Genomic DNA, 24643 nt, shown 5'->3' with positions numbered 1-24643 from the left:
GATATCGGGCCTGTTGTCATGGTGCGGAGAGGTATGGTGCCGTGCGTCTGTCGAAACCGACGGGCGATCGGACGCTTAGGATGTGATCCACGGATGGATTCTGAGACTTCCTTCGGCTCTACGGTTCGTCGCATCCGTAAGACCCACAAACTTTCGCTCACCGGGCTCGCCCGGCGGACCAACTACAGCGTCTCCCATCTCAGCAAGATAGAAAACGATAAAAGGGTGCCCAGCGTCGCATGCGCCCGCACATTAGACAACGTGCTCAACGCGTCCGGCGAGCTGGTCGCGCTGGCGAGGCCCCGGGCCAGCCGCGGCGTCACGATGGCCATCGCCCCGCAGGGCAGGGCGCAGGGCATGAGCATGGCGGTGGATGGGCACGGGCGCTTCCACGTCGTCAACCGTCGGGGTCTGGCGAACCTGTCCGCCACCGCCCTGCTCACCTGGCCCGTCCCGCCGCCCGAGTTGGTCGCGGCCGACGCGCCGCTGGACTTCTTCCGGGAGAGCTTCGCGGTGCAGCGCCGGCTGGGTCAGAGCAGCCATCCGGCCGTGGTGATCCAGGTGATGGTCGGGATGGACCACGGGCTGTGCGCGCTGGCCGCGAGCGCGCCTCCGCAACTGCGGCAGGAGGCCTACCGGCTGGCCGCTCGGTACGCCGAGTACATCGGCTGGATGGCGCAGGAACAAGGGGACGCCACCATGGCGGCCTGGTGGACCGAGCGGGCCCAAGGGCTCGCCGACGCCGGGGGAGACAACGATTTCGCCGCGCACGCCCTGGTCCGGCTCGCGGGCCTTGCCATGTACCGCAACGATCCGGACGAGACGATCGCCTTGGCCCAAGCGGCGGGCGAGATTGCGCGTAGTCCCAGGACCTGGTGGTTCGCCGCACAACGCGAGGCACAGGGGCATGCTCTCGCGCAGGACCAGGACGCCTGTCGGCGCGCGCTCGACCAGGCTACGGAGCTCCGCGAGGCGGCCCACGCCGAAGGCGCGGACGACCTCGCGCTGGGCAGCGTGACGATGCCCGATCCGCTAGCCTTCGCCACAGCCACCTGCCTCCTGGATCTGGTACGCCCAGACCAGGCGGCGGCCATCCTGGCGGCCGAACTAGAACGCGTACCAGCCCACGCGCTCCGCACCCGCGCGCGGTACGGCCTCAAGCTCGGACTCGCGCTGGCCATGAACGAGCAGATCGACTCTGCTTGTGAAACGGCCACTACGGCCCTCCAGCTGGCTCGATACCTTGGTTCCGCCACGATCCGGGTGGACGCGCGGCGACTCAACGCGGTATTGAACCGCAGGAGCTCGAATCCGCGGGTGCAGCACATCAGGCCATTACTGAAATCGGTTCTCTGACCGCTCACCCGCCTCGATGAGGGCGCAGGCAACCCCTTCCCGGAACTAGCACCCCCTGTCAGGGTGGAACGCGGGGATTTGCCGCATTCGACGACCTCGTCACATTTCACGCCAGGCGTGCTATTTACGCATGCGTGCTTTTAGGAGGAAACCACCTGTGATCGACATTTTTATCAATTATCGCAAGGACGACAGCGCAGCTTCGGCCGAGCTCATCGACAAGAGCATGTGCGACCGGTTCGGCGCTGATCGGGTATTCCGCGACTGCCGTTCCATGGAGCCGGGCGCCATGTTCACGAAAGAGCTGGAGATCGCCCTCCGGCAGAGCCGCGTCATGCTCTCCGTGATCGGGCCGCAATGGCTGAGTCTTGCCGACAGCAGCGGCCGTCCCAGGATCGAGAACCCGAAGGACATCCTGCGGTTGGAGCTCAAGCGGGCCTTCAACTGGCATATCACGGTCATCCCGGTGCTCGTCGGGGGAGCGAAGCTGCCTCGCATGGACGAGCTCCCGGACGACATCAAGGCCCTGAACACTCAGCAGTACGTCGAGATCCGCCACCGCTACGTCGAGAACGACACCAAACCGCTGATCGAGGCTGTGGCCCGACGACTGGGCGGCGGGAAACAGGCGAACGAGGCCACCGGCGGGTCAGACGCCACTCGGCAGATACGGGTCAAGGGCAACAGAAACATCATCGGAGATCACACAACCTACAACGAGTGGAACTCGTGACCAGCCCTGGGGAGGCGTCCGACCCGCAGGAGGGCCACCCCGATCCAGGTGGCGCGCCCGATCCGCCGAGACCCGACACTGAGGATCCCCACGGCCCCGGGGTCGCCGACGCCGTCGGCCAGATCCGCGGGCCGGCCGCCGATCCCCTGACAGAAGAAGACCAGGACGCTCATTTCCGCGAAGGCCGTGACGAGCGGCGCAACGCCAGTGTGTTCGACGTCCGGAGCAAACGCGGGGCCGTCGCGCCCAATGGCACCGCGATCTACAACGAGGTCAACTACCTGGGCGCCTCGGACGAGGTCCAAGTTCAGTCGGGCTTCTTCGACGAGCGAGTCGTCGAACAGGAGATGCACACGTACCAGCCGGGCGAGAACGACCGGGACGCGTCCGCCATGCTCCACGACTTGAACGTACTCCGCCTGTGCGCCGATCCGGGCGAAGGCCCGCGGACCACCGCGATCGTGCTGCTGGCCGAGATGTGCGCACCCGGGCGCATCGGCGTGATCACAGTCACGGGCTCCGGCTCGCTCGCCCTGCTCCCCGGCAAGTTCGGCTTCCTGCGGAGGTTCGACGGTTATCTGTTGGTGCTCAACGGCAGACCGCTGTCGGCCACCACGCTCGATGTGATCCGGACGGAGTTCTCCGCCGCTGGGGCTTTCCTGGTCGTGATCGACCGCTCGACCAGGGATCAACATGATCGGTACACCGTCCGGCACGTGCCCCCACCGCGCCTGCAGGTGCTCGCCGCCCATCTTCGGGCCCGTTTGGAAGACCACCGCGCCGAGTGCCGCCCCGAGGACGGTTCGTCGTGCACCGTGGTCCCGGATGACCAGGTTCGCGCCTGGCTGGACAACCCGGAGGTGGGCAAGCAGGCGACCGTCGTGGCGCATATGTGCGACGTGGTGGAACTGGCCAGGGAGCTCGCGGCGAACGTGCACACGGGGGAGGACGTCGCCCTTCTGGTGCGACGCTGGGACCAGCGCCTGTATCGGCTGGCCAGGAAGTTGCTGGACCAGGAGGACGAACCTGGCGAGGAACACCTGAAGCTCCGCAAGCAGGCGTTCCGGATCGCGTACGTGCTCTTCTTCGACCACACCTATGCCGATGTGTTCACCGTGGCCGAGATGCTCAGTCTGAAGATCTTGCCCAGGTTCGAGGTGCGGGATTCGGTGCCGCAGTACCTGATCACGGACGGCAGCCTGAGCAAGCTGATCCATCCGGAGATGTGCGCGCCGGAGGCCAGGACGCCGAACGGCAACGGCGATCATCCGCGCCGGGCCAGGATCGTCGACGAGAAGCTGGTGAGGACGCTGCTGGAGGTGGCTTGGCACGAGTACGACACCTTCCGCGATCCGCTGCTCGCCTGGCTTGTCGTCCTGCTCGGGCACAGCGGTTTCCGGATCCAGATCCGGGCCGCGCAGATCGCCGGGCTGCTGGCCACCTTCGACTTCGATCACGTGTACGCCACGTTGCTTCGGGTATGGGCGCGCGGCAACGTGGCGCACCGGTCGGCTGCCGCATTCGCCCTGGAGATCGCCCACTCCGACGACCGGCTCGCGTCGCGCGTCAAATCCCAGGTGCTGAGCTGGGCACACAGCCCCGACTGGCGGCTTAAGGACAGCGCCGCCCGCGCCTATGGCACCGCGATCGGCGCGGAGAACGTGGACGCGGCGATCGGCGCGCTCGAAGGGCTCGGCTGGGGCACGGCCCTGGTCGGCCGGAACTCGATCGCCTATTCGCTGGCCGCGCTGTTCGAGATCGCCCCGCACCGGGTGGCGGAGAAGGTGGCCGACTGGGCCCACAGCGACAGCGAGAGCCTGGCCGATCACGCGGTGCGTACTCTGCTGCTGATCGCCCGGTTCCAAGGGGGCGAGCCCGGCACGGAGGACTGGCCGACGCTCCTGGCCCTGACCAGTGACGGGAAGCCTCGCGAGCGGCTGGCCGGACTATGGCGGCGCGCGCTCGGCAGCCGGTTGGCCCGCCGGGCCTGGGAGTGCCTGCGCCTTTGGCTGCACTGCGCCGACCGGGACAAACACCTGGCCGACGTGCTCGAACCGGTGGTGCTGGCCGCGATGGCCGGTCCTCTGAATCGGCCCGCTCTGTTTTACATGCGGGTCTGGAGCAGCCAGCACGGCACCGCCGAATTCATCCCCCGGATTCACGCGCTGCTGCGGCAGCCCCCGGACCAAGGAGACACACTGTCGTGAGCATCTGGACCCGCCTGCGGCGATTCTTCGCCGCGCCCGATCAACCGTCTCACCTCGTGACATACGACCCGTCAGCGATGACCGGGACGGCCTCCGACCCGGTCATCCTGTCCAGCGCGGGCAACGTCTTCTCGTTCCACGTCATCCCGCACTTCATCTGGGCCGGACGGATGAGCATGGACCGGCTGAAGAACTTCAGCGACCAGTGGCAGGCCCAGGCGCGCAGCGATCTCCTGCGCCGGATCTGGCCGATCAGCCGGGACTTCCAGCCGATCGATCTGGCCGGAGTGGAGCTGAAGATCAACGAAAGTCTCGCGCCCTGGTGCTACGACACCGAGCACGGGGAGCTGAGGTGCACACCGTCGGTTCGGGTCCTCCTCGACCCGGCTGTCCGGGAGCGGGTGCTTCCCTTGGAGGGCCGGCGGCTCGAACTCGCCGTCGAACACAGTCTCGGCCTGCTGAAGGCGGGCCACGTGCGGGAGCGAGTCGAAGCCTGGCTGGAGGTCGTCCGGAGCCTGGAGCACCTCGCCACACTCGGGCCCGACGAACGGCGACTGCTCGCCCCGGCCGTGGCGGCGCTCGTCGACGGCGAATTCGCCCGGGTCATGCAGTCGCTGGCCGCCACCCGCGAACAGCGTTCGCTTGACCTGATCACGGTGCTGACGCAGGCCAGTGGAAACCACGGGCAGCTCGGGCTCTACGAGTTCGCCGACGCTTACGACAAGGCGGTCCGCAGCTTCTGCAAGCAGGCCGGTATCTCCTACGGCTCATTGGTCGACGACCGGACCTAGAACGGACCCAAGAACGTGAGATCTCACCGAAAAGCGGCTGTCGTCGTCCTGCTGTCGATCAGCTTGGCCGGATGCGAGGGGCCGAAGACGCGCGAGGCCTGCGACTGGATGAAGACGACCTCGCCCGTGGCCGGGGGAAGCTTTTACCTGATCGACGTGTCCGGATCCACCACGGCGGCCCAGCCGGGCGCGGCCGCACCGCTCTACCCGGCCGCGCTGAAACCCCTGGCCGAGCAGGACATCGCCGCCCGGGCCAACGTCTCGATCGGGAGCTTCAGCGGCACAGAGACGGGCTGGCGGGCCGCCGACGGCGTGCTGTCCACCGACTGGCTGACCGGAAACGACAACGAGGAAAACCAGGAGTCGCGCCGGAAGACCGCCCTCGGCTGCCTCACCGAACGATTCGCCGACACGGCCAAGACTCCGCCCGGGTCCCCGCAGAGCGACCCGCTCAAGGCGCTGAGCGTGGCCGGGGCCGGTCTGGCCGGACTGACCGGCCCCAAACGGCTGGCGATGGCCACCGACGGGCTGGTGACGATCGGCTGCGCCGACCTCACCTGGGCCGGATTCGGCACAGAAAGCGAGATCGACGAGATCGTCAAACTCTGCCTGGACCGTCATGAGATCACCCCGGGACTGCTCAGCGGCGTCCAGGTGACCCTGGTGGGCGTGGGCAGCCCAGGCTCCGGGCGGCCCTTCCCCACGGCCGCGCAGCAGGATTGGCTTAAACGGCTCTGGACCAAACTCTGCTTGGCCTTCGAGCCCGAGAAGTGTTCCGTCGATACGCCGGTGAACTCCGGCGATCAGCTCTCCGGTCCGCTGCCGCTCGCCGACCGGGAGGTCAACTTCGGCAACGATCGGCGCACTGTTTACAGCGTGCCCGCCGCGGCCCTCTTCGATCACGCCTCGGCGAAGATCAGGGATCCGTACGATCCTCGGCTGATCGGGCTGTCGGTCCGTATCCGGACGACCGAGGGAGCCCGTGTCGAGGTCCGCGGGTACGCGGACACCACTGGTCCGAGCCAGTACAACCAGCGGCTGTCCAAGTTCAGGGCCGAGGCGGTCCGTGACGTGCTGGCGGCCAACGGCGTACGAGGGATAACAGCCCGGGGCATCGGGGAGAGCGACGCTCCGTGCCGGGAGCGAGACGGGCTCGCCTGCAACCGCCGGGTCGACATCGTCGTGATCAAGGATTAGGCAGATGGCGGACACGAACCACCGCACAGTCAACGGGGCGGGCTACCGGTCGAACGCGGCCAAGCAGTGCGACCAGCTCCGGCTGGAGCCGATCAGCGGCCCCCGGACCCTGACGCCGGAGCAACTCGACGACCGGGAGGCGGCCCAGCTGGCGCAGGCCTTCCTGGCGGCCAACTCGGGGCTCGCGGGCGCGGGCCCGGCGATCGACGACACCTGCCGCCAGCTTCTGCGCCGACTGCGGGAAACGCAGGCGCGCATAGCCGAGCTGCGCAGGTACACCTGTTTCCGAGCGATCCACGTGGCCGCGGCCATGCGCGCGCTCGTCGTCGACGAGCGGACCAAGGGCCGCCCCGATCGCCTCCGCAGGGTGTTCCCGTCCTGGGTGCCCTTGGTGGTGTTGTTCCTGAGCGCACTCTTCGACGCGACCTTCGTCGGGAAGATGGCCCAGCGGGTGCTGGGCGTTGGCTCCGGCGACTGGGTCTACTGGGGTGCCTACCTGATCGGCGTGGGGCTATCCATCTGCCTGTACGTCTCCGGGATCATGCTCGCACGCACGCTGCGTGGTCCTGACGGCTTGGCCGGGATAGGGGCGAGGATCCGCCTGGCGGGGGCGGTGGTGGCCGCGCTCGCGGTGCTCATCATGCTGGGCCTGGTGGCGTACATCGCCGCGGCGTCGGGGTCGCAGCAGTTCCAGGATCTAGGTGACCTGAAATGGGCCTTCATCGCCCTGCTCGTCTTCCTCGGCCTGGCCGTGATCTCCACCGAGGTGCTCGCGCACGATCCGCACGCCGACGCTGACAGGCACACCCGGCGGCTCCGCAAGGCGGTCCTGAAGGAGCTCGGGAAGCTGGAGGCGAGTGCGCGGACCGCTCTGGACGGCTACGTCGAAAGCTGGCTGCTCCTGGACCGGATGGTCGGAACGGCGCGTTCCCAGGCCCATCACGTGGTCGAGCAGGCCTGCGTCGAGATCATGGAAGAGAGGTCGCGCCGGGGAGCCAGGGGCGGCCTGGAACTCCCACTGGCGCACCTCCAATGGCCTCGTGAGCGGGCACCCGCAGGTGATCGGCCCAGGCTCGATCTCGAGCTGGTGACCAGTCCGGCGGACACGTTCCGGTTATCTGATCCCAGGGACCTCGCTGACGAGCTGGCCGAGGAGATCGCGAAGGCGACCGCTCAGTTCGGATGATCAGTTTTCGCGGCGGGCGAAGCGGTTGAAGATGCGCTCGCCCGCGTTCACCGCGCCCTCGGCGACGTCGCGGAGCACGCCGATGAACGGGTCCTGGGACTGCGCCCACGACTCGCGGTAGGAGTTGGCGGCCGCCTTGACCTCCTCGGAGATCTTGGCGTTGGCGTCGTCCTCGCGGCGCGGGTAGTTTCCGGCCAGGATCGCGTCGTATTCGCCGCTCCGGCGCCAGCGGTCGAGCTCGGCCACCCGGGTGACCGCGAACGGGTGGGTGGTGCCGAGCAGGTTGAGGACCTTGAGCAGGCCGTCGCGGACGTCGCCGGCGGTGTCGTACTCCCTGGCCTGGTCCAGGAAGGCCTCGATGTTCATCTCGTGCAGGCGCGAGCCGCCCGCCAGCTTCATCAGGGCGCGGAGCGCGGCGTCGGGGTCCTGACCGGCGAGCAGGCCGCCACGGTCGGCGGACATCTCGGCCTTGCGCGCCCATTCCTCCAGGGCGGCGACGATCACCCGCAGGCCGATGTAGCCGAGCGGGATCCAGGCCACGCGGGTGGCGAGCTGGGTGAGGATCTGCAGCATCGTGCCGTAGACGGCGTGGCCGGAGAGGATGTGCGAGGTCTCGTGGCCGACGACGAAGCGGAGCTCCTCCTCGTCCATCAGGTCCAGCAGGCCGGTGGACACCACGATGAACGGCTCGTCGAAGCCGATCGCCATCGCGTAGGCCCGGGGGCTCTGCTGGACGTAGACCTCGGGGATGCGGTGCAGGTCGAGGATGTAGGCGCTGTCGCGACCCATGTCGTAGAGCGCGCGGAACTGGGTGTCGGACGTGCGAACCGCCGAGGCCAGGAACATCAGGCGCAGGCGGCGCTCGCTGAACAGCCCGGACATGCGCTTCAACACCGAGTCGAACCCGGACAGCGAGCGCATCGCGACCAGGGCGGACCGGTCCGCGGGATGTTCGTACGCGCGGGAGCTGATTCCGGGCAGCTGGACGCGGTTGCGATCGGGAGTGGTCATGCTGGGCATGCTACGTCGGTGTTTCCCCTGATGCGCATGAACCCGCTTTCAGGTCGGTCCCAGCCCGCGCGTTATGGTCCGTCCTATGAGGAACGGGGCCGCCATCAGGCGGCTGGGCATCATGGGCGGCACCTTCGACCCGATCCATCACGGGCACCTGGTGGCGGCGAGCGAGGTCGCCCACCATTTCGAGCTGGACGAGGTGGTCTTCGTCCCGACCGGGCAGCCCTGGCAGAAGGCCGACAAGACGGTCTCCGCCGCTGAGGACCGGTATCTGATGACGGTCATCGCGACCGCCTCCAACCCGCGCTTCTCGGTCAGCCGGGTGGACATCGACCGGCCAGGGCCGACCTTCACCATCGACACGTTGCGCGACATTCTCGGCATCTACGGGCCGGAGGTGGAGCTCTACTTCATCACCGGCGCCGACGCGCTGGCCCAGATTCTGAGCTGGCGGGACGTCGAGGAGCTCTTCACGATCGCCCATTTCGTCGGCTGCACCCGCCCGGGCCACACCCTGCACGACCCCGGCCTGCCCGAAGGCATGATCAGCCTCATCGAGATCCCGGCGCTGGCCATCTCCTCCTCCGAGTGCCGCGACCGGGTCGAGGCGGGACAGCCGATCTGGTATCTCGTGCCCGACGGCATCGTCCAATACATCGGCAAGCGCGGCCTCTACCACTCCGGAACTGTCGGTGGCGGGAAGTAGGGTCATGCCTCGACCGGGTACGGCCATGCGGCTAATAGGCTTGAAGAGCCGCCATCCGGTGGGCACCCTGGGGAGGGGATCCGAACCTGCCCCATCCCTGTCAATGGAGGACAGAACCGCATCGTGACCGCATCCGAGAGATCAATCCAGCTGGTCCAGGTCGCCGCCGAGGCCGCGGCCGACAAACTGGCCGACGACATCATCGCCTACGACGTCAGCGACCGCCTCGTCATCACCGACGCGTTCGTCGTCTGCTCGGCCGGCAACGACCGTCAGGTCCGCGCCATCGTGGACGAGATCGAGGAGCGCCTGCGGGTGGACGCCGCGGCCAAGCCGGTCCGCCGCGAGGGCGAGCGGGAGGGCCGCTGGGTCCTCCTCGACTACATCGACATCGTCGTGCACGTGCAGCACGAGGAGGAGCGCACCTTCTACGGGCTTGAGCGCCTCTGGAAGGACTGCCCCGCCATCGCCCTGCCCGAAAGTGTGACCAAGGTGGCGGCCCAGCGCGCCCGCGGGGCGGTTGAGTGACCAGAAGGATCGTCTGCCTCCGGCACGGGCAGACCCGCTGGAACGTCGAACACCGCTTTCAAGGCCACACCGACATCCCCCTGGACGAGGTCGGCGTGGCCCAGGCCGCGCGGGCGGCCTCGCTGCTGGCCGCCTTAAAACCCACGATGATCGTCTCCTCGGACCTGCAGCGCGCCCACCAGACCGCGCTTCCGCTGGCCCGCCTCACCGGGCTGACCGTCACCGTCGACAAGGAGCTCAGGGAGCGCGGCGGCGGCGACTGGGAGGGCCTCACCCGGGAGGAGATCCGCGCCGGCTGGCCCGCGGAGTTCAGGAGCTGGGAGGCGCCCAACGGGGAATCGGTCACCGATGTGGCCCACCGGGTCAACGCCGCGGTCCGCCGCTGGGCCGCGAGCCTGGCGGAGGACGGCCTCCTGGTGGTCGCCTCGCACGGCGCGGCCATCCGCCTGGGCATCGCTGCCCTGCTGAACCTCCCGGAGCCGCTGTGGCCCATTCTGGGCGGCTTGGGGAACTGTTCCTGGTCTGTCCTGGAGGAGTCTTCCCGGGGCTGGCGGCTGACCGAGCACAACGCGGGCACCTTGCCGACTCCGGTCAGCAGCGACGACATCCAGGCGTGATCGCCCGTTTCTTGGGCCGGACTATTAACTAGAAAGTCGTGATCTGGACAGCCGCGACGGTGAATCGCCTGGTCGGCGGCTATGCGGCTGTCTATGGGACGGGTTTCTGGTTAATAAATGCGGATTTGGTGTGGGCGCTTTGAGGTCCGCTGGAAAATCGGTTGAAGTGCATGCTTACGCTGGTAGGGGTCCCCAGCCGTGAGGAGTTGCTTGCCTGACGATGTCTGCAGACGGCGAACGATCTGGTCCTCAGTCAGTCTCTAACTCGCTTTGGCGGTTGAAGTCCTACCTTCGGCCGTACGTTGGCACCACGATTGTCGTGTGGGTCGCCGCGGTCGTGGGGATCGCGGCGGGGATCGTCGTCCCGCTGGTGAGCGCGCAGGTCATCGATGACGCGGTCGTTCGTCGTGATCTGGGGGCTTTGCTCGGTCTTGGGCTGCTGGCGCTGGCGCTCGGGGTCATCGAGGCGTTCCTGACGTTCCTGCGGCGCTGGTGCCAGGGGTCGGTGGTCTTCGGGGTGGAGACCGCGATCCGCAACGATCTCTACGCCCACCTGCAGCGGCTGCCGATGAGCTTCCACGACGAGTGGCAGTCGGGGCAGCTGCTCTCCCGGGCCACGACCGACTTATCCACGATCCGCAGGTTCTTCGGCTTCGGCGCGCTGTTCCTGGTCATGAACATCCTCCAGCTGATCACGGTCACCATCCTGCTGCTGCACATGTTCTGGCCGCTCGGCCTGCTGGTCGCCGGGTCGGCGCTGCCGATCGTGTACGTCTCGATCAAGTTCGAGCGCCGTTACATGGTGGTCTCCCGGCAGGTTCAGGACGAGCAGGGCGATCTCGCCACGACCGTTGAGGAGTCGGCGCTCGGGATCCGTACCATCAAGGCGTTCGGCCGGGGCCGCCACGTCTTCGACGGCTACGACGAGGTGGCCGTGAAGGTGCATCGCACGTCGATGACCAAGGTGCGGCTGGCCTCGCGGTTCTTCACCTTCCTTGAGGTGATCCCCAACGTCACGCTCGGGCTGGTGCTGCTGCTCGGGGCGACCGCGGTCGGCGGGGGCGCGCTGACCGTGGGCACGCTGGTGGCGTTCACCACGTTCGTCCTGCAACTGGTCTGGCCGGTGGCCTCGCTCGGCTACATCCTGGCCATGGCGCAGGAGGCGATGACCTCGGCCGACCGGGTGATGGAGGTGCTCGACACCCCGCCCTCGATCGTCGGGGGCGCCGCGGTGATCGATCGGCCGCGCGGGCATCTGCGGTTCGAAGGGGTGGAGTTCCGGTTCCCCGGCGCCGCCGAGCCCGTGCTGCGGGACGTCTCCCTTGACGTGCGGCCCGGGGAGACGGTGGCGATCGTCGGGGCCACCGGCTCGGGCAAGACCACGCTCACCGCGCTGGTGCCCCGGCTGGTCGACGTCACCGCCGGGCGGGTCACGATCGACGGGCAGGACGTGCGGGATCTCACGCTGCCCGCGCTGCGGTCGGTGGTCGCGACCGCGTTCGAGGAGCCGACGCTGTTCTCGATGAGCGTGCGGGAGAACATCACGCTGGGTCACGGCGACGCCGACGACGCCGAGGTCCGGGCGGCGCTGGAGATCGCCCAGGCCACGTTCGCGTACGAGCTGCCGTGGGGCCTGGACACCAGGATCGGCGAGCAGGGCATGTCGCTGTCCGGCGGGCAGCGGCAGCGGCTCGCGCTGGCCCGCGCGGTGCTCGGGCGGCCCAAGATTCTGGTGCTCGACGACACGCTGTCGGCGCTCGACGTGGAGACCGAAGCCCTGGTCGAGGAGGCGCTGCGGCGGGTGCTGGCGGACGCGACCGGTCTGGTGGTCGCGCATCGGGCCTCGACCGTGCTGCTGGCCGATCGGGTGGCGATGTTGCGGGACGGGACGATCGCGCACGTAGGCACCCATCAGGAGCTGCTCGGTGGGGTGCCGGAATATCGGGCGCTGCTGGCCGCGGAGGAGGTGTTGCGATGACGGTTCGGGAGTGGCGTGGGGTCGCCGCCGAAAACCAGGACGATATGCCGGAGCGGATCTCGCTGCTGTTGCGTGATCGGTCCCGGCGGCTGCTGGGCGACCTGATGCGGCCGCATCGCCGTGCCATCGCCGGGATGATCGCGGTCATCGTGCTGTCCAACGCCGCGGGGCTCGCCATTCCGTACCTGGTGAAGGTGGGCATCGACGACGGCATCCCGCCGATGGTGCGCGGGGAAGGGCCGCGCACGCTGGTCCTGATCGTGGCGGCGATTCTGGGTGCGGCGCTCGCGCAGGCGCTGACCCGGCAGGCGTTTCTCCGCACCTCCGGGCGGATCGGGCAGGACATCCTGCTGGAGTTGCGGCGGCGGGTCTTCGTGCACTTCCAGCGGCTGTCGTTGTCGTTTCACGAGAAGTACACCTCCGGGCGGGTGATCTCGCGGCTGACCTCGGATGTGGAGGCCATCGCCGAGTTGCTCGCGGCCGGGTTCGACGGGTTGGTGACGGCGGTGCTCACGCTGGTCGGGACCGCGGCGGTGCTGATGATCCTGGATGTGCAGCTGGGTCTGGTGGCGCTCGCGCCGTTGCCGGTGTTGCTGCTGATGACCCGGTGGTTCCGGCGCGCGTCCAGCGTCGCGTACAGGCGGACTCGGGAGACGGTCGCGCTGGTCATCGTGCATTTCGTCGAGTCGATGACCGGGATCAGGGCGGCTCAGACGTTCCGCCGTGAGCCGCGCAACCAGGAGATCTTCGAGGAGCTCAACGAGGACTACCGGGCTGCCAACCATCGCAGCATGCAGCTGGTCGCGATCTTCATGCCGGGGATCAAGCTGATCGGCAACGTGACGATCGCGCTGGTTCTGGTGTACGGCGGGTGGCTGGCCTTCCACGGTGAGGTCACGGCCGGGGTGATGGCGGCGTTTCTGCTGTACCTGCGGCAGTTCTACGAGCCGATGCAGGAGATTTCGCAGTTCTATAACGCGTTGCAGTCGGCGGGGGCGGCGCTGGAGAAGCTGTCCGGGGTGCTGGAGGAGCCGCCGGAGGTCGCCGAGCCCGCGCAGCCGATCCCGCTGACCGCCGCCCGGGGTGCGGTGCGTTTTGACGGGGTACGGTTCGCTTATCAGGCCGATATTCCCGTACTGCATCGCCTGGATCTGGATATTCCGGCTGGGCAGACGATTGCCGTGGTCGGGGCTACCGGGGCGGGCAAGACCACTTTGGCGAAGTTGATCTCCCGTTTCTACGACCCGGTCGCGGGCCGGGTGCTGCTGGACGACGTGGATCTGCGCGATCTTGACGAGGCCACGTTGCGGCAGGCGGTTGTCATGGTCACGCAGGAGAACTTCCTGTTCAGCGGGACGGTGGCGGACAACATCCGGTTCGGGCGGCCGGGTGCGCCGATGAGTGACGTGATCGCCGCGACTACGGCGATCGGGGCGCATGATTTCGTGTTGAGCCTGCCTGGGGGATACGACGCCGAAGTGGGCAAGCGTGGGGGGCGGATGTCGGCGGGGCAGCGGCAGTTGGTCGCCTTCGCGCGGGCCTTTCTCGCCGATCCGGCGGTGCTGATCCTTGACGAAGCCACGTCCAGTCTTGATGTGCCGAGCGAGCGGCTGGTGCAGCGGGCGTTGCGGACCATCCTGGCCGGGCGGACGGCGTTGATCATCGCGCACCGGCTCTCCACGGTGGAGATCGCCGATCGGGTTCTGGTCATCGACGACGGGCGGGTGGTCGAGGACGGGCCGCCCGATCAGCTGATCTCAGCGGCGGGGCGGTTCGCGGGGCTGCACAACGCGTGGTTGGACAGTCTTTCGTCTTAGATCTGGTATTGGCCCAGTTGCGCCGGGTGAACTCGGACTAGGCCGCCGGATGCCTTCTCGGAAGACCAAATTCCCAAATTTTCGTAAATCCGAAATATCGTGTTCACATGCGGAAGATTGGGGTGGAGCATCTTCCGGGGTTACGGCGGGTAGATGGCGGCGTCAGATGGGGCTGAATCCCATGCGAGAGGCTTGGTGTTGAACGGCTCTACTGCCCGTTTCCTCCGATAGATAGCCCCCACTCCTTTGAGTCGGGGGAAGTGTGAAATGTTTCGTTTGTCGGTTGAGGGAATTTGGGCGCTGTTATACCGGGACAAGTGGGTAAGTCCCCTTCATGACTCACAAGGTGGCACTAGGCGTCGAAGAGGAGTTCCACGTCGTCGATCTCGTGAGCCGGAGGCTGACCCCACAGGCGCACGTAGTGCTGGACGGGCTACCCGAGGCCGGATTCTCCGCCGAGTTGCAACGGGCCGTGGTGGAGACCAACAGCGAGCCCACCACCGACCTGGCCACGCTCCGCGCCGGCCTGGTCGATCTCCGGCGTCGCCTCATCGCGTCCGCCGAACCCCACGGGCTGGGCATCGCCAGTGCGGGGACCTCACCCTTGCACGGGGCCAGTGGTTTCGTGATCACCGCTGACGATCGGTATCAGTACCTGCACGACACCTATCAGTTCATCGCCAGGGAACAGCTCATCTGCGGAGCCCAGGTCCATGTGGACATCGACGATCGCGATCTGGCGGTTCTGGTGGCGCAGCGGGTCGAGCCGTGGCTGCCCGCGCTGCTCGCGTTGAGCGCCAGCTCGCCGTACTGGTTCGAGGCCGACAGCGGGTATGCGAGCAGTCGCGCGGTGGCCTGGCAGCGATGGCCGACGGCCGGCATGGTCGGGCCGTTCGCGGGGGCCGCCGAGTATGACCAGGCGGTCGCCGACCTGGTCACCTCCGGGGTCATCGACGACGCGGGCATGGTCTACTTCGATATCCGCCTGTCCGCGCACGTGCCCACCATGGAGTTGCGGATCTGCGACGCCTGCCCGCTGGTCGACGACGTCATCCTGCTCGCGGGCCTGTTCCGGGCTCTGGTCGTCAGGGAGACGGCCGCGATCCAGGCGGGTTCACCGCCGCGGGGCGACATCCGTCCTACTTTGCTCCGCGCGGGCCACTGGCGCGCGGCCCGATCCGGGCTGGAAGGCGACTTGATCTCTCCCGTGGACGGCAAACCGGTGCCCGCCCCCGGCTTGATCGAGTGGCTGCTGGAAGATCTCCGCCCAACCCTGGAACAACTCGACGACTGGCCGACCATCGCGGGCCTCGCCGCCGACGCCTTGGCCCGCGGCAGCTCAGCCGCCCGCCAACGCGCCGCCTTCAACAAACGAGGCCAACTCAGCGACGTAGTCGACCTCCTCCTCAAGGAAACCGCCGGAGACTGACCACCCCTGGCTCCCACACCTCGGAGTCCCAGCGTCTCCGCAGAGTCCCAGCGTCTTGGAGTCCCAGCGTTTCGGAGCCCCGAGAGTCTTGAGCCCTGAGCGTCTCGGAGTCCCAGCGTCTCGGCTAGGTCTCGGGATCAGCTTTCCCCCGTGGTTTCCGCGTGGTCTCCTCCAGGTGGAGGAGGTTTCTGTCGGGGGTGGAGTTTACGCTTCGTGGCGTGGCGTGGATCGAGCGCATCTTCGAGCCGGACTACATCCTGGTCCGGCTGGCGATTCTGCTCGCCGCACTGGTGGGCGATCTGCTCTGGATTGTGCCAGGAGTAGGCACGCGTGACTGGGTGCTCGCGCTCGTCGCGCTGGTGCTCAGTGCGGTCTGCCGCTGGTCGCAACTGTGGGCTCTGCTCATCCAGTCGGGCCTGCTCCTGCTCGCCGATGGGTATGCCTTCGCGGCTGCGCCCGTGCTCAAGGTGCTGGCCTGCGTGCTGCTGTTCGAGCTCGCCGTACGGGGGCGGGGGCGGCAGGTCGCGGCCGGGGCGACCGTGCTCGGGGTGGTCGTCTGCTTCAACCTGCTCGACAAGCTCCCCGCCACCATCGGCGCGGCCGGATTCCGCATGGTCATCGTGGTCGGCGTGCCGCTGCTCCTAGGCGGATATGTCCGGCTCGCCCGCGACGCCGCCCGGCGCGAACGAGACAGCGCCGCCGAACGCATCGCCGCCGCCCGCGCCGCCGAACGCACCGCCATCGCCAGGGAACTCCACGACCTGGTCGCCCACCACGTCTCCTCCATGGTCCTGCGCGTGGGCGTCGCCCGGCACGTGCTGTCCGCCGGAACCGATCCCCGCATCACCCAGGTCCTCGACGACCTGCACACCTCCAGCACCGCCGCCCTCGCCGACCTCCGCAAACTCGTCGGCGTCCTCCGCGACCCCGCCCCCTTCCCCACCACGGCGTTCGTCGACCCCGGCGGCCTCCCCGACGCCCTCACCGTCGTCATCGACCGAGCCAGAGCCACCGGCCTCCACGTCAAGGCCACCATCGACCCCTCCGCCACCCACCTGGACCCACTCCGCGGCACCACCGTCCTCCGCCTCACCCAGGAAGCCCTCGCCAACACGATCCGCCACGCCGGCCCCGCAGCCCAGGTAACCCTCAACCTCACCTTGGATACAGACAACTCAGTCCACATCCAAATCGAGGACGAAGGCCGCCCCCCACAAGAAAACCCCGAACCACCCACCGCCCGTGGAACCGGACCACACGAAGGCCACGGATTGATCGGAATGCGCGAACGAGTCGACTTACTGGGCGGCGCACTCTCCGTCGGCCCAGTAGGAAAAGGCTGGCGCCTCAGCGCCGTACTACCCGCCGAACAAAAGAACCCCCGAGAAAGACGGGAGGCCACAGTGTGATGTCGGTAACGCCGCACTGGCGTGAAAATTGGGACAAGCTGCCTGCCGATGCCGATGCCGATGTTGTACGACTACCTGGGGTTGTCATCCTCCGGTCAGAACGGCGCTGCCGCTCTTGGCGCCGGTGCGGCGAGAGCCACCACCTGTGTGAACGGCGCCGGATAACGGTAGGCGGTCCGGCGACTTGCCTTTTCTGTCGGGCGGGCCGGCGTGCTCGCCGTAGATCTCGCGGTGGACGCGGTGCGCCTTGCCATGGTGGGGCTTGGGGGCTGTGTGCTCAGCAGGAAGGGACTTAGCGTCGTGTCAGTTCGCCGACCAAGGGATTTCAGGGGGTGGCGCCCAGAGCGTGATCTGTGGGGATGGGTTGGTGACTTGGAATGGGTTGTCTGGGAGAGGAGACGGGAGGTTGAGGGGTGATTCGGGTTCTGCTTGTGGATGATCAGCATTTGGTGCGGATGGGGTTGCGGATGTTGTTTGATTCCGCGCCGGATATCGAGGTGGTGGGGGAGGCGGCGAACGGGTCCGATGCGGTGCGGCTCGTGGATGACACCGTGCCTGATGTGGTGCTGATGGATTTGCGGATGCCGGGCTTGGACGGGGTGGCCGCGACCAGGCGGATCATGTCGGCGAGGCCGTCCACGAGAATTCTCGCGCTCACCACATTCGACGACGACGATCATCTCTATCCGGTGCTCTCCGCTGGAGCCTGTGGCTTCCTCGTCAAGGACACCGCTCCCGCCGACCTCCTGGACGCCGTCCGCCGCGCCGCCGAAGGCGATCACGCCTTCAGCCCCAACGCCCTCGCCCGCCTCGTCGACCAGGCCCTGACCACCCGATCAACCACCTCTCCACCCCCGCTCCCTTTGACCCGCCGAGAACACCAAATCCTCGCCCTGATCGGCGAAGGCCTCTCCAACCCCGAAATAGCCGACCGCCTCAACGTCGGCGTCACCACCGTCAAAACCCACGTCTCCAGCGTCATGATCAAAACCGGCTGCCCCAACCGCATCCGTCTGGCCATCCTCGCCTCCCAACACAACCTGACCTAGCCAAGCCTTGGACCTCGCCCGCCTGGGCCGCCGACGGTTATGCAGGCCGAACGCTGAGGGCCGATGGTGGTGGCTGGATGGAGCCATGCAGGTTCGGGCCTGAGGGCTTGAGAGCGGTCATCAGGGAACCCAGGCGCGCGGCCACGTGGCTCGCGCCAGGCGGACACGCGGTTCCGGGTCGGCGGTCGGCGGTCACCCGTCTGGAGGGACAACTCCTCAGCGCCGTGGTGAAGGCGGTCGTGACGATTGCAAGCGGTGGCTGGATGGTCGCGGTCGGGTTCGGGGATGACCGGAAGTGGGGGCGGGTGGGGTGAGCGGTAGCCTGCTGGCCATGTCTGCTAGGGATGGTTGGCGGTGACCGGGGCCTACTCGGGGTGGGTTATCGGTGGGGCGTTGGTTTTGGCTTTGGGGTGTCTTGTCGCGGCTGCGCGTGATCGTCGTATGGGGATTGGGCTGCTGGTCGGGCTTGTGGTGCTGGAGATCGCTCTGGTCGTTCAGGCGGTGATGGCGTTTGCTCAGGTGGAGAAGGTGACTGAGCGGGCGACTTTCATTGGTTATCTGGTGGGGACGCTTGTTATTCCGCTGGCGGCGTTGTGGTGGGGGAAGGTGGAGCGTACTCGCTGGGGGCCTGGGGTTATCGCGGTTGGGGCGTTCACCGTCGCGGTCATGACCGGGCGGTTGCTGCAGATCTGGAATGGCGCCGCATGAATCGTGTCGGCGGGTCTGACGGGGCTAATCGGCATGCCGAAGGTGACGCCAAGGCGCCAACGCTGGGCGGTGGTCCTGGGCGGGTGTTGGTTGCGGTTTATGCGGTCTTCGCCATAGCCGCCACATCCCGGGCAGGGGTGCAGATCGCGACGCGATTCGCTGAGGCGCCGCTCGCCTACCTGCTGTCGGCGTTTGCGGCCCTTGTGTATATCGTGCTGACGGTCGCGCTGGCGAGAGGGCATCGGCGACTCGCGTTTCTTGCCTGCGGGATCGAACTGGCAGGCGTGCTGATCGTCGGAACGCTCAGCCTCCTGGATCCGGAGGCGTTCCCGCACGCGACCGTGTGGTCGGGATACGGCAGCGGTTACCTGTTCATCCCACTCGTATTGCCGATCATCGGGCTCGCCTGGTTGCTGAAACATCGAACCCGGCGCACCTGAGCTCCCGTAGATCCATCGCACCGTATACCCGGCAAGGGCTTGTGCTCGCCCTGCGATCCGCTGAGGGCCTCCATCGTCGCGGGACGGCCCTCGGGACTGGTAGAAGTCGATGATCGAGTGATCTTGATTTCGGTTCGGTGACGTGCCCGTTATGCCTGGTCAGCGGGCTCTACGTTCCTCGGCATGCCTGTTGAGTACCTGTCTGCTGAGCAAGAGGCCCGCGGCGGTCGACGTGCTGATGACGACGCCGCCGGCGACCGAGACGGGCGAGGTGGTCTCCGTGGTGGACGCGTGGTCGGCGATCGAGCAGGTCGTCCCGCGCGATCAGCTGGCCGAGGCGCTGGCCACGATCGCCGCGGTGGCCCCCGGACACCGACGGGGACGACGACGCGGAATGGCGGGCCGAGCCGGTCGCCCGCTACGGCACGGTGCGCGGCTTCATCCGCCTGTTGGTTGAGGTCATCGACTCGGCCTGCGGTACAAACGCGCAACGTGGTCAACGACCAGGTGATGGGGGTCGTGCCGGGCACGCTGTGCGACTCAGGCGGAGGTGATCGGCGCGTGCGCAGGTCCCAGCGAAGATCAATCCGGGCTCAAGGAGACCCTCTAAGCAGTCATATGTGCAGTAGTACGCGGTCAGCGTGCGTAGCAGGACATGTTTCCCCTCCATACGCGGCAGCACAATTCGGTGATGCACGGACCGGGTGGGTCTGTGCCATGGAGAGGAAACACCATGATGGCATCGATTCGGCTGCGGTCGGCAGGCTTTGTACACAGGGCGAGGGTGATCGGTCCGAGAAGGCGCGGAATGGTGGCGCTGTGGCGGGCGACGATTGTCGCGTCCAGCGTGGCAGGGGCGGCGGCGCTGGCCCCGGCGGCACCCGCTTTTGCAGCCGTGAGAACTTACATCGTCATCAACACCGACGACGCCGGGATCGGCACCTTACGCGACGCGATCACGCAGGCCAACGCCACCAAAGGTAAGGATGAAATCGTCTTCAGGATTCCGGGGGCGGGCCCGCACGTGATCGCCCTGGGACGCGCCAAGCTTCCGGCGATCACCGATCCCGTCACGATCGACGGCTACACCCAGTCCGGAGCGGTTCCCCCGAGCGCCATCGCGCCGGCGACGCTGCAGGTCGAGATCGACGCCTCGAATGTGGCCGGTGGGGTCGGACTCGAGGTGCGGACCGACGACAGTCTCATCACCGGGCTCGTGGTCAACGGCGCGCCGTCAGCCGGCGGCGCGCTCCACACCGACATTCAGATCACGGGTCACCGGAATCGGATCACCGCCTCGCACATCGGCACCGACGTCCCCGGCAGCACACCGGTTACCGCCGGTTACGGCGTCCAGATAGACGGCAACGACAACGTCATCGGCGGCTCGCCGACCACGCGCAATCTGATCTCAGGCTATTACGGCGTGCGTGTGACAGCGGGAAGCCGCAACCTGATCACAGGCAACCGGATCGGCACCGACGCCGCCGGATCTGGCGGTCTCGGCGCCGGCGTCGCAGTCAGGTGCGTCTCGATCGAGGAAGCCGACACCAACACCGTGAGCGACAATCTGATCTCAGATTGTGGCACCGGGGTGTATGTCTCGGGAGACCAGAACACGCTGCGGGGGAACCTGATCGGCACCGATGCCACTGGCACCAAGGCGATCGGCAACGGTGAGGGGATCTGGGTCCACGGAGGCGATGGCAACCAGATCGGCGGCACCGAGTCCAGTGACGGCAACACCGTCTCCGGCAACGACTGGTTCGGGATCGAACTCTCGCGGAACAACCTCGATCCGGCCGACGCGAATGTGATCCAGGGCAACAAGATCGGCGTCGATGTCTCCGGCGCGGTGGCGATGCCCAACGGCAGAGCCATCGGCTCCGGCAAGGGCATTGCGGTCTTCGTGGGCAACGACAACGTCATCGGCGGCACCGAACCCGGCGCGGCCAATGTGATCTCGGCCAACGCGGGAGACGGTATCGACATCCCATCGACCTCCTCCCGAACCCGCGTCCTGGGCAACCGGATCGGGACCGACCTGACCGGGACCGCCAACCTGGGCAACACCGAAAGCGGCATAGAAATCGGTGGCAGCGGCAACCAGGTGGGCGACGGCAGTGCCGCCGGCCTCAACGTCATCTCCCACAACGGCCATGACGGCGTAGAGATAACCGGCGGGACGCGCAACTCCATCCTGGTCAACTCGATCTTGCGCAACGGCGGACTCGGCATCGACCTCGCCCCGGACGGGCGCAACACCGACAATCCCGTGCTCGACCCACGCGACGCCGACGCCGGCGCCAACGACCTGCAGAACGCCCCGTCGCTCACCAGCGCCGTGCGGACACCCACCGCCACCACGGTCACCTGGACCCTCGACAGCCTGCCCCGGACCCAGATGCGCATCGAGTTCTACTGGAGCAGCGCCTGCGATCCGACCGGGTTCGGCGAGGGCCTTCTCTTCCTCCCCGGCGGCCTGACCACGGTCACCACCGGAGCAGCCGGCCACGCCGACGGCGCCGTTCAACTAGCCGCACTGCCGCCCTCCGGCGTGATCACCGCCACCGCTACCCCGCTCGCGACCGACGGCACCCCGACATCCACATCAGAGTTCTCTGAGTGCATGGCGATCCGGGGGTGAACCCGACCACGTCACAACGATCACGCCGGGACTCGGGCCGAACGTTGACCCAGGTTGTGTCTCCTGGCGGATCCTCGGTATCGAGACGGTGCCGGCGCTTTACGCCGCGTGGTTCCTGATCTAGTGCTGGTCAGTGCGGTGATTCCGTGGTTGTCCCGCCGATGGACCTCGCGCGCCGTGATGCCCGGGTGGTGGTGGCGGCCAGGACGGTGAGGGCGGGCAGGACCAGCAGGCCGAGGCGAAGGTCGGTGGTCTGGGCGAGCGCACCGGCGACGAGAGGACCGGTGATCTGGCCGATGCCGGCGACCGTGAGGATCTGGCCGAGTGCCTGGTCGGCGGTGCGGCCGCTGGCAGCGACGTGTAGTGAGGACGCGAGCGGGAAGGTGCCGCCGATCCCGATGCCGGTCACGGCGAGGCCGACCGTCACCAGCACCGGATTGTCGGCGGCAAGCATGACCGGCGTGCCGGCGAGGGCGGTGGCAAGCGACAGCCGGAGCACGGTCGTCGGCGGTAGCCGCCGAACCAGTCGGCTGGCGAGTACGCGGCCGGCGAGGTTTGCGGCGTAGAGGGCGCTCACGAGGGCGACCGCGGTATCTTGCGTGATGCCGACGACGTCGTGCAGGTAGCTGGCGGCCCAGAAACTGAGGGTGAACTCCAGGCCCACCACGGCGAAGATCGTGGTGAGGGTGCGCAGGTGTGAGTGTCGGTGCTGACCTGCAGGTTCGGCGTTGTGATGCTCGGTGGTGTCGACGCCCGTTCGTGGAGCTGAATCGGGTAAGCGCGTGGCCCGCACGGCGATTGCTGTGGCAATGACGAGGGCGAATGCGATCACGAAGGAGAATCGCCAGCCGAGCGCCGTGGCGGCGCAGGCGCTGACCACCGCCGGTGTGACGATTCCGGCGAGGCTGACGGCGACTTCCCCCTCGGTCATCGCCACGGCACGGTAGCGGTGATGCATATCGGCTAGCGCTGCCCAGACCCGGATGAGCGCTGCGGTGGCGAAGGCGCTGACTAAGAATGCGGCGGTCATTGTCAGTGGGAACACCTGGCCGTAGCCAAGCAGCAGACCGGTCACGGCGGCGCCGCTAAGGCCGACAACGATCGTGCGTCTTCGCGGCGCATGGGACCGGCTTGCCTGAATACCGGCCGCCATGCCGCCGATCGCGAAAGCGACCTGGTGTAGCGCACCGGCGAGGTAGGAGGTGTGTTCGGTCTGCCGCAGATACGGCAATACCGGTCCGAGTGCTGCGTTGAGGATGCCAAAGGCGAACAGGGCAGCGAACGCCACCCAGGTGGCAACGTCACGCTGGTAGCCCGGCTGCACATGCCCTTCGGCAGGAGCTCGATATCGGCGTCCGATCATGTCGTCACCGGTCCGCGGGTCGCCCACCGCGCGAGCATCTCGGCGTCCAGGACGCGGTCGAACACCGAGAGGCCTACGCCGACGAGCGGCGCGTTCTCCCCCGCGAGGGCCGCGACGACGCCGGGTGGCCGGTCTCGGTGCACCTTCATCAGACCGATGTGGACGGCACGCTCGAAGCCGGCAGGTGACGCATCCCGCACCTGCGCCGCCAGCCCGCCGAGGGTGACGAGATCCGGGTCCAGGGCATTGACCAGTCCAGCGATCCCGCGCCCCAGGTCGGCCGCCAGTGCCGTTCGAGTCTCGCGGGCCTCCGGTGACGGGTCAGGGTCGGTGAACAGACGGTGCAGCCACGCGCGGGAATCCGGCTCCGCACGGAGCTTGGCGCGAAGGGCGACCGCCGGCACGTCAAAGGCGGCGGCCCAGCAACCACGCGCGCCGCACGGACACATGACGCCGGGATCGCCGAACGGAAGATGCCCGAACTCGCCGTGCAGACCGCGAGCGCTGGGCGTGGGCCTGCCGTCCACGATGAAGGCGCCGCCGACACCGACTTCGACCACCACGTGCAGCAGGGTGTGCGGGTGCGGCGTGTGCAGGCGGGCTTCGGCCATCGCGGCCATGGTTGCGTCGTTGCCGACGACAACAGGGACGTCCGGGGTGGGCGCGACGCGGGCAACCTCCAGATCGTGCCAGCCGAGCATGGTGGCGTGCACGAGCCGGTTGTCGGCCGTGGGGCCTGGGACGGCCACGCCGATTCCGGCGACGCGGCCGTCAAGACTACGCATGAGGTTGCCGACCCGCGCCTGAAGCCGGGCGAGGAGCTTGCCGGGCGTCATGCCGCCGTGCTGACCGGTGGCGATGACCCTAACCGTCCCATCGAGGTCGCACGTCCCGAGCCGCCAGTCACCGTGTCTCACGTCCACGACGACGGCGACCGGTCCGGACGGGTGAGCGTGCACGGTAGTCGTCGGACGTCCGCGTCGATTCGATGTCGTACGACGTTCGCAGATCAACTCGGCGGCGGACAGCCGCTTGACGAGGTCTGACGTCGGGCCGCTTTCCAAGCCGAGCTGGCGGCCCAGCTGCGGCCGGGTGACTCGCGCCTCGCGCCGAAGCATGGCGAGCGCATCGGTTGCCGAGCGCCAATGTCGTGCCTGACCGGAACTCACATCCCCGAATATACTCGCTCCACGAGTATATTCGGGATAGTTGGCGGCGGGACATGGAGCCGCTACGCCCAAACGATCACGCGGAGTGAACAGAGGCAGAGACCGAGACGGGAATTCGGATCACACGATCATCGATCTTTACCGGTCCCGAGGGCCGGGACCGCCCGGATATGGGGCCACCTGGTCCGTTGTCGAAGAGCCTTGATTGCGGTGGCGGGTGCGTGAAGTGGACTACTCGGGAGTTCTTTGGTGTTTTCTCCCATTATGGGTGGGGTGGGTGGTGTAGTGGACTCATCCGA

Annotated in this window: 21 protein-coding genes; 18 read left to right on the top strand and 3 right to left on the bottom strand. The window is 67.5% G+C overall.

From position 1 onward, the window contains the following. Window positions 1-18 precede the first annotated feature (18 nt). The 6 genes from Aple_RS27305 to Aple_RS27280 all read left to right on the top strand — a co-directional run bounded on the left by Aple_RS27305 (window position 19) and on the right by Aple_RS27280 (window position 7470). Window positions 19-1356, top strand: a complete 1338-nt coding sequence (locus Aple_RS27305; protein ID WP_155347571.1) for a helix-turn-helix domain-containing protein — start codon at window positions 19-21, stop codon at window positions 1354-1356. 157 nt (window positions 1357-1513) lie between these two features. Next, entirely contained in the window at window positions 1514-2089 is a 576-nt protein-coding gene (locus Aple_RS27300; RefSeq protein ID WP_170321682.1) for a TIR domain-containing protein, read from the top strand. Further along, window positions 2077-4296, top strand: coding sequence for a hypothetical protein (locus Aple_RS27295; protein ID WP_155347569.1), 2220 nt, complete (start codon window positions 2077-2079; stop codon window positions 4294-4296). Before Aple_RS27300 ends, Aple_RS27295 begins: the two co-directional genes overlap by 13 nt. Next, a complete protein-coding gene (locus Aple_RS27290; protein ID WP_155347568.1) occupies window positions 4293-5087 on the top strand; it encodes a hypothetical protein in 795 nt (264 codons plus the stop codon). The genes Aple_RS27295 and Aple_RS27290 overlap by 4 nt, the downstream gene beginning before the upstream one ends. Before the next feature lie 15 nt (window positions 5088-5102). Further along, window positions 5103-6284, top strand: coding sequence for an OmpA family protein (locus Aple_RS27285; protein ID WP_155347567.1), 1182 nt, complete (start codon window positions 5103-5105; stop codon window positions 6282-6284). A 4-nt stretch (window positions 6285-6288) separates the two neighbouring features. Further along, the gene (locus Aple_RS27280; RefSeq protein WP_155347566.1) at window positions 6289-7470 is read left to right on the top strand and encodes a hypothetical protein; all 1182 of its coding nucleotides are present in this window, start codon (window positions 6289-6291) and stop codon (window positions 7468-7470) included. On the opposite strand, the gene Aple_RS27275 is transcribed toward Aple_RS27280, so the two are convergent. Next, entirely contained in the window at window positions 7471-8490 is a 1020-nt protein-coding gene (locus Aple_RS27275; protein WP_155347565.1) for a M48 family metallopeptidase, read from the bottom strand. It abuts the gene before it with no gap. Window positions 8491-8566: 76 nt separating this feature from the next. Here Aple_RS27275 and nadD point away from each other — a divergent pair, with 76 nt between their 5' ends. The 12 genes from nadD to Aple_RS27215 all read left to right on the top strand — a co-directional run bounded on the left by nadD (window position 8567) and on the right by Aple_RS27215 (window position 21812). Beyond that, window positions 8567-9190 carry a nicotinate-nucleotide adenylyltransferase gene (gene nadD, locus Aple_RS27270; RefSeq protein WP_246264806.1) on the top strand — a complete coding sequence of 208 codons (624 nt, stop codon included), beginning with the start codon at window positions 8567-8569 and terminating at the stop codon, window positions 9188-9190. A gap of 123 nt (window positions 9191-9313) precedes the next feature. Next, window positions 9314-9718, top strand: a complete 405-nt coding sequence (gene rsfS / locus Aple_RS27265) for a ribosome silencing factor (protein ID WP_155347563.1) — start codon at window positions 9314-9316, stop codon at window positions 9716-9718. Then, window positions 9715-10335, top strand: coding sequence for a histidine phosphatase family protein (locus tag Aple_RS27260; RefSeq protein ID WP_155347562.1), 621 nt, complete (start codon window positions 9715-9717; stop codon window positions 10333-10335). The genes rsfS and Aple_RS27260 overlap by 4 nt, the downstream gene beginning before the upstream one ends. A gap of 277 nt (window positions 10336-10612) precedes the next feature. Then, on the top strand, window positions 10613-12313 hold the full coding sequence (locus Aple_RS27255; RefSeq protein WP_246264805.1) for an ABC transporter ATP-binding protein: 1701 nt from the start codon (window positions 10613-10615) through the stop codon (window positions 12311-12313). Further along, a complete protein-coding gene (locus Aple_RS27250; protein WP_155347560.1) occupies window positions 12310-14130 on the top strand; it encodes an ABC transporter ATP-binding protein in 1821 nt (606 codons plus the stop codon). Before Aple_RS27255 ends, Aple_RS27250 begins: the two co-directional genes overlap by 4 nt. Window positions 14131-14464: 334 nt before the next feature. Beyond that, the gene (locus tag Aple_RS27245) at window positions 14465-15559 is read left to right on the top strand and encodes a carboxylate-amine ligase (RefSeq protein ID WP_155347559.1); all 1095 of its coding nucleotides are present in this window, start codon (window positions 14465-14467) and stop codon (window positions 15557-15559) included. Between the two features lie 218 nt (window positions 15560-15777). Beyond that, on the top strand, window positions 15778-16968 hold the full coding sequence (locus Aple_RS27240) for a sensor histidine kinase (RefSeq protein WP_155347558.1): 1191 nt from the start codon (window positions 15778-15780) through the stop codon (window positions 16966-16968). Between the two features lie 413 nt (window positions 16969-17381). Further along, a complete protein-coding gene (locus Aple_RS27235) occupies window positions 17382-18017 on the top strand; it encodes a response regulator transcription factor (RefSeq protein WP_155347557.1) in 636 nt (211 codons plus the stop codon). 354 nt (window positions 18018-18371) lie between these two features. After that, complete coding sequence (locus Aple_RS27230; RefSeq protein WP_155347556.1) at window positions 18372-18725, top strand: hypothetical protein; 354 nt, start codon at window positions 18372-18374, stop codon at window positions 18723-18725. Continuing rightward, complete coding sequence (locus Aple_RS27225; RefSeq protein ID WP_246264803.1) at window positions 18722-19165, top strand: hypothetical protein; 444 nt, start codon at window positions 18722-18724, stop codon at window positions 19163-19165. The genes Aple_RS27230 and Aple_RS27225 overlap by 4 nt, the downstream gene beginning before the upstream one ends. Window positions 19166-19355: 190 nt before the next feature. Then, the gene (locus Aple_RS27220) at window positions 19356-19622 is read left to right on the top strand and encodes a hypothetical protein (RefSeq protein ID WP_155347555.1); all 267 of its coding nucleotides are present in this window, start codon (window positions 19356-19358) and stop codon (window positions 19620-19622) included. 438 nt (window positions 19623-20060) lie between these two features. Continuing rightward, the gene (locus Aple_RS27215; protein ID WP_170321681.1) at window positions 20061-21812 is read left to right on the top strand and encodes a right-handed parallel beta-helix repeat-containing protein; all 1752 of its coding nucleotides are present in this window, start codon (window positions 20061-20063) and stop codon (window positions 21810-21812) included. A gap of 130 nt (window positions 21813-21942) precedes the next feature. Here the strand turns inward: Aple_RS27215 and Aple_RS27210 are convergent, their stop codons facing one another. Both Aple_RS27210 and Aple_RS27205 read right to left on the bottom strand, forming a co-directional pair. After that, on the bottom strand, window positions 21943-23202 hold the full coding sequence (locus Aple_RS27210) for an MFS transporter (protein WP_155347553.1): 1260 nt from the start codon (window positions 23200-23202) through the stop codon (window positions 21943-21945). Then, complete coding sequence (locus tag Aple_RS27205) at window positions 23172-24293, bottom strand: ROK family protein (RefSeq protein WP_155347552.1); 1122 nt, start codon at window positions 24291-24293, stop codon at window positions 23172-23174. The genes Aple_RS27210 and Aple_RS27205 overlap by 31 nt, the downstream gene beginning before the upstream one ends. Window positions 24294-24643: the final 350 nt, after the last annotated feature.

The organism is Acrocarpospora pleiomorpha, assembly GCF_009687885.1.
Taxonomy (GTDB): domain Bacteria; phylum Actinomycetota; class Actinomycetes; order Streptosporangiales; family Streptosporangiaceae; genus Acrocarpospora; species Acrocarpospora pleiomorpha.
Note: the sequence above shows the minus strand (reverse complement) of the source record. Positions and strands in the feature narration are given on the sequence as shown.

Bases quoted from the DNA above. Each gene is read 5' to 3' on its own strand.
- Aple_RS27225 (WP_246264803.1), top strand. From the start codon at position 18,722: ATGAATCGTGTCGGCGGGTCTGACGGGGCTAATCGGCATGCCGAAGGT.
- nadD (WP_246264806.1), top strand. From the start codon at position 8,567: ATGAGGAACGGGGCCGCCATCAGGCGGCTGGGCATCATGGGCGGCACC.
- Aple_RS27305 (WP_155347571.1), top strand. From the start codon at position 19: ATGGTGCGGAGAGGTATGGTGCCGTGCGTCTGTCGAAACCGACGGGCG.
- Aple_RS27275 (WP_155347565.1), bottom strand. From the start codon at position 8,490: ATGCCCAGCATGACCACTCCCGATCGCAACCGCGTCCAGCTGCCCGGA.
- Aple_RS27250 (WP_155347560.1), top strand. From the start codon at position 12,310: ATGACGGTTCGGGAGTGGCGTGGGGTCGCCGCCGAAAACCAGGACGAT.
- Aple_RS27245 (WP_155347559.1), top strand. From the start codon at position 14,465: ATGACTCACAAGGTGGCACTAGGCGTCGAAGAGGAGTTCCACGTCGTC.
- Aple_RS27205 (WP_155347552.1), bottom strand. From the start codon at position 24,293: ATGCTTCGGCGCGAGGCGCGAGTCACCCGGCCGCAGCTGGGCCGCCAG.
- Aple_RS27280 (WP_155347566.1), top strand. From the start codon at position 6,289: ATGGCGGACACGAACCACCGCACAGTCAACGGGGCGGGCTACCGGTCG.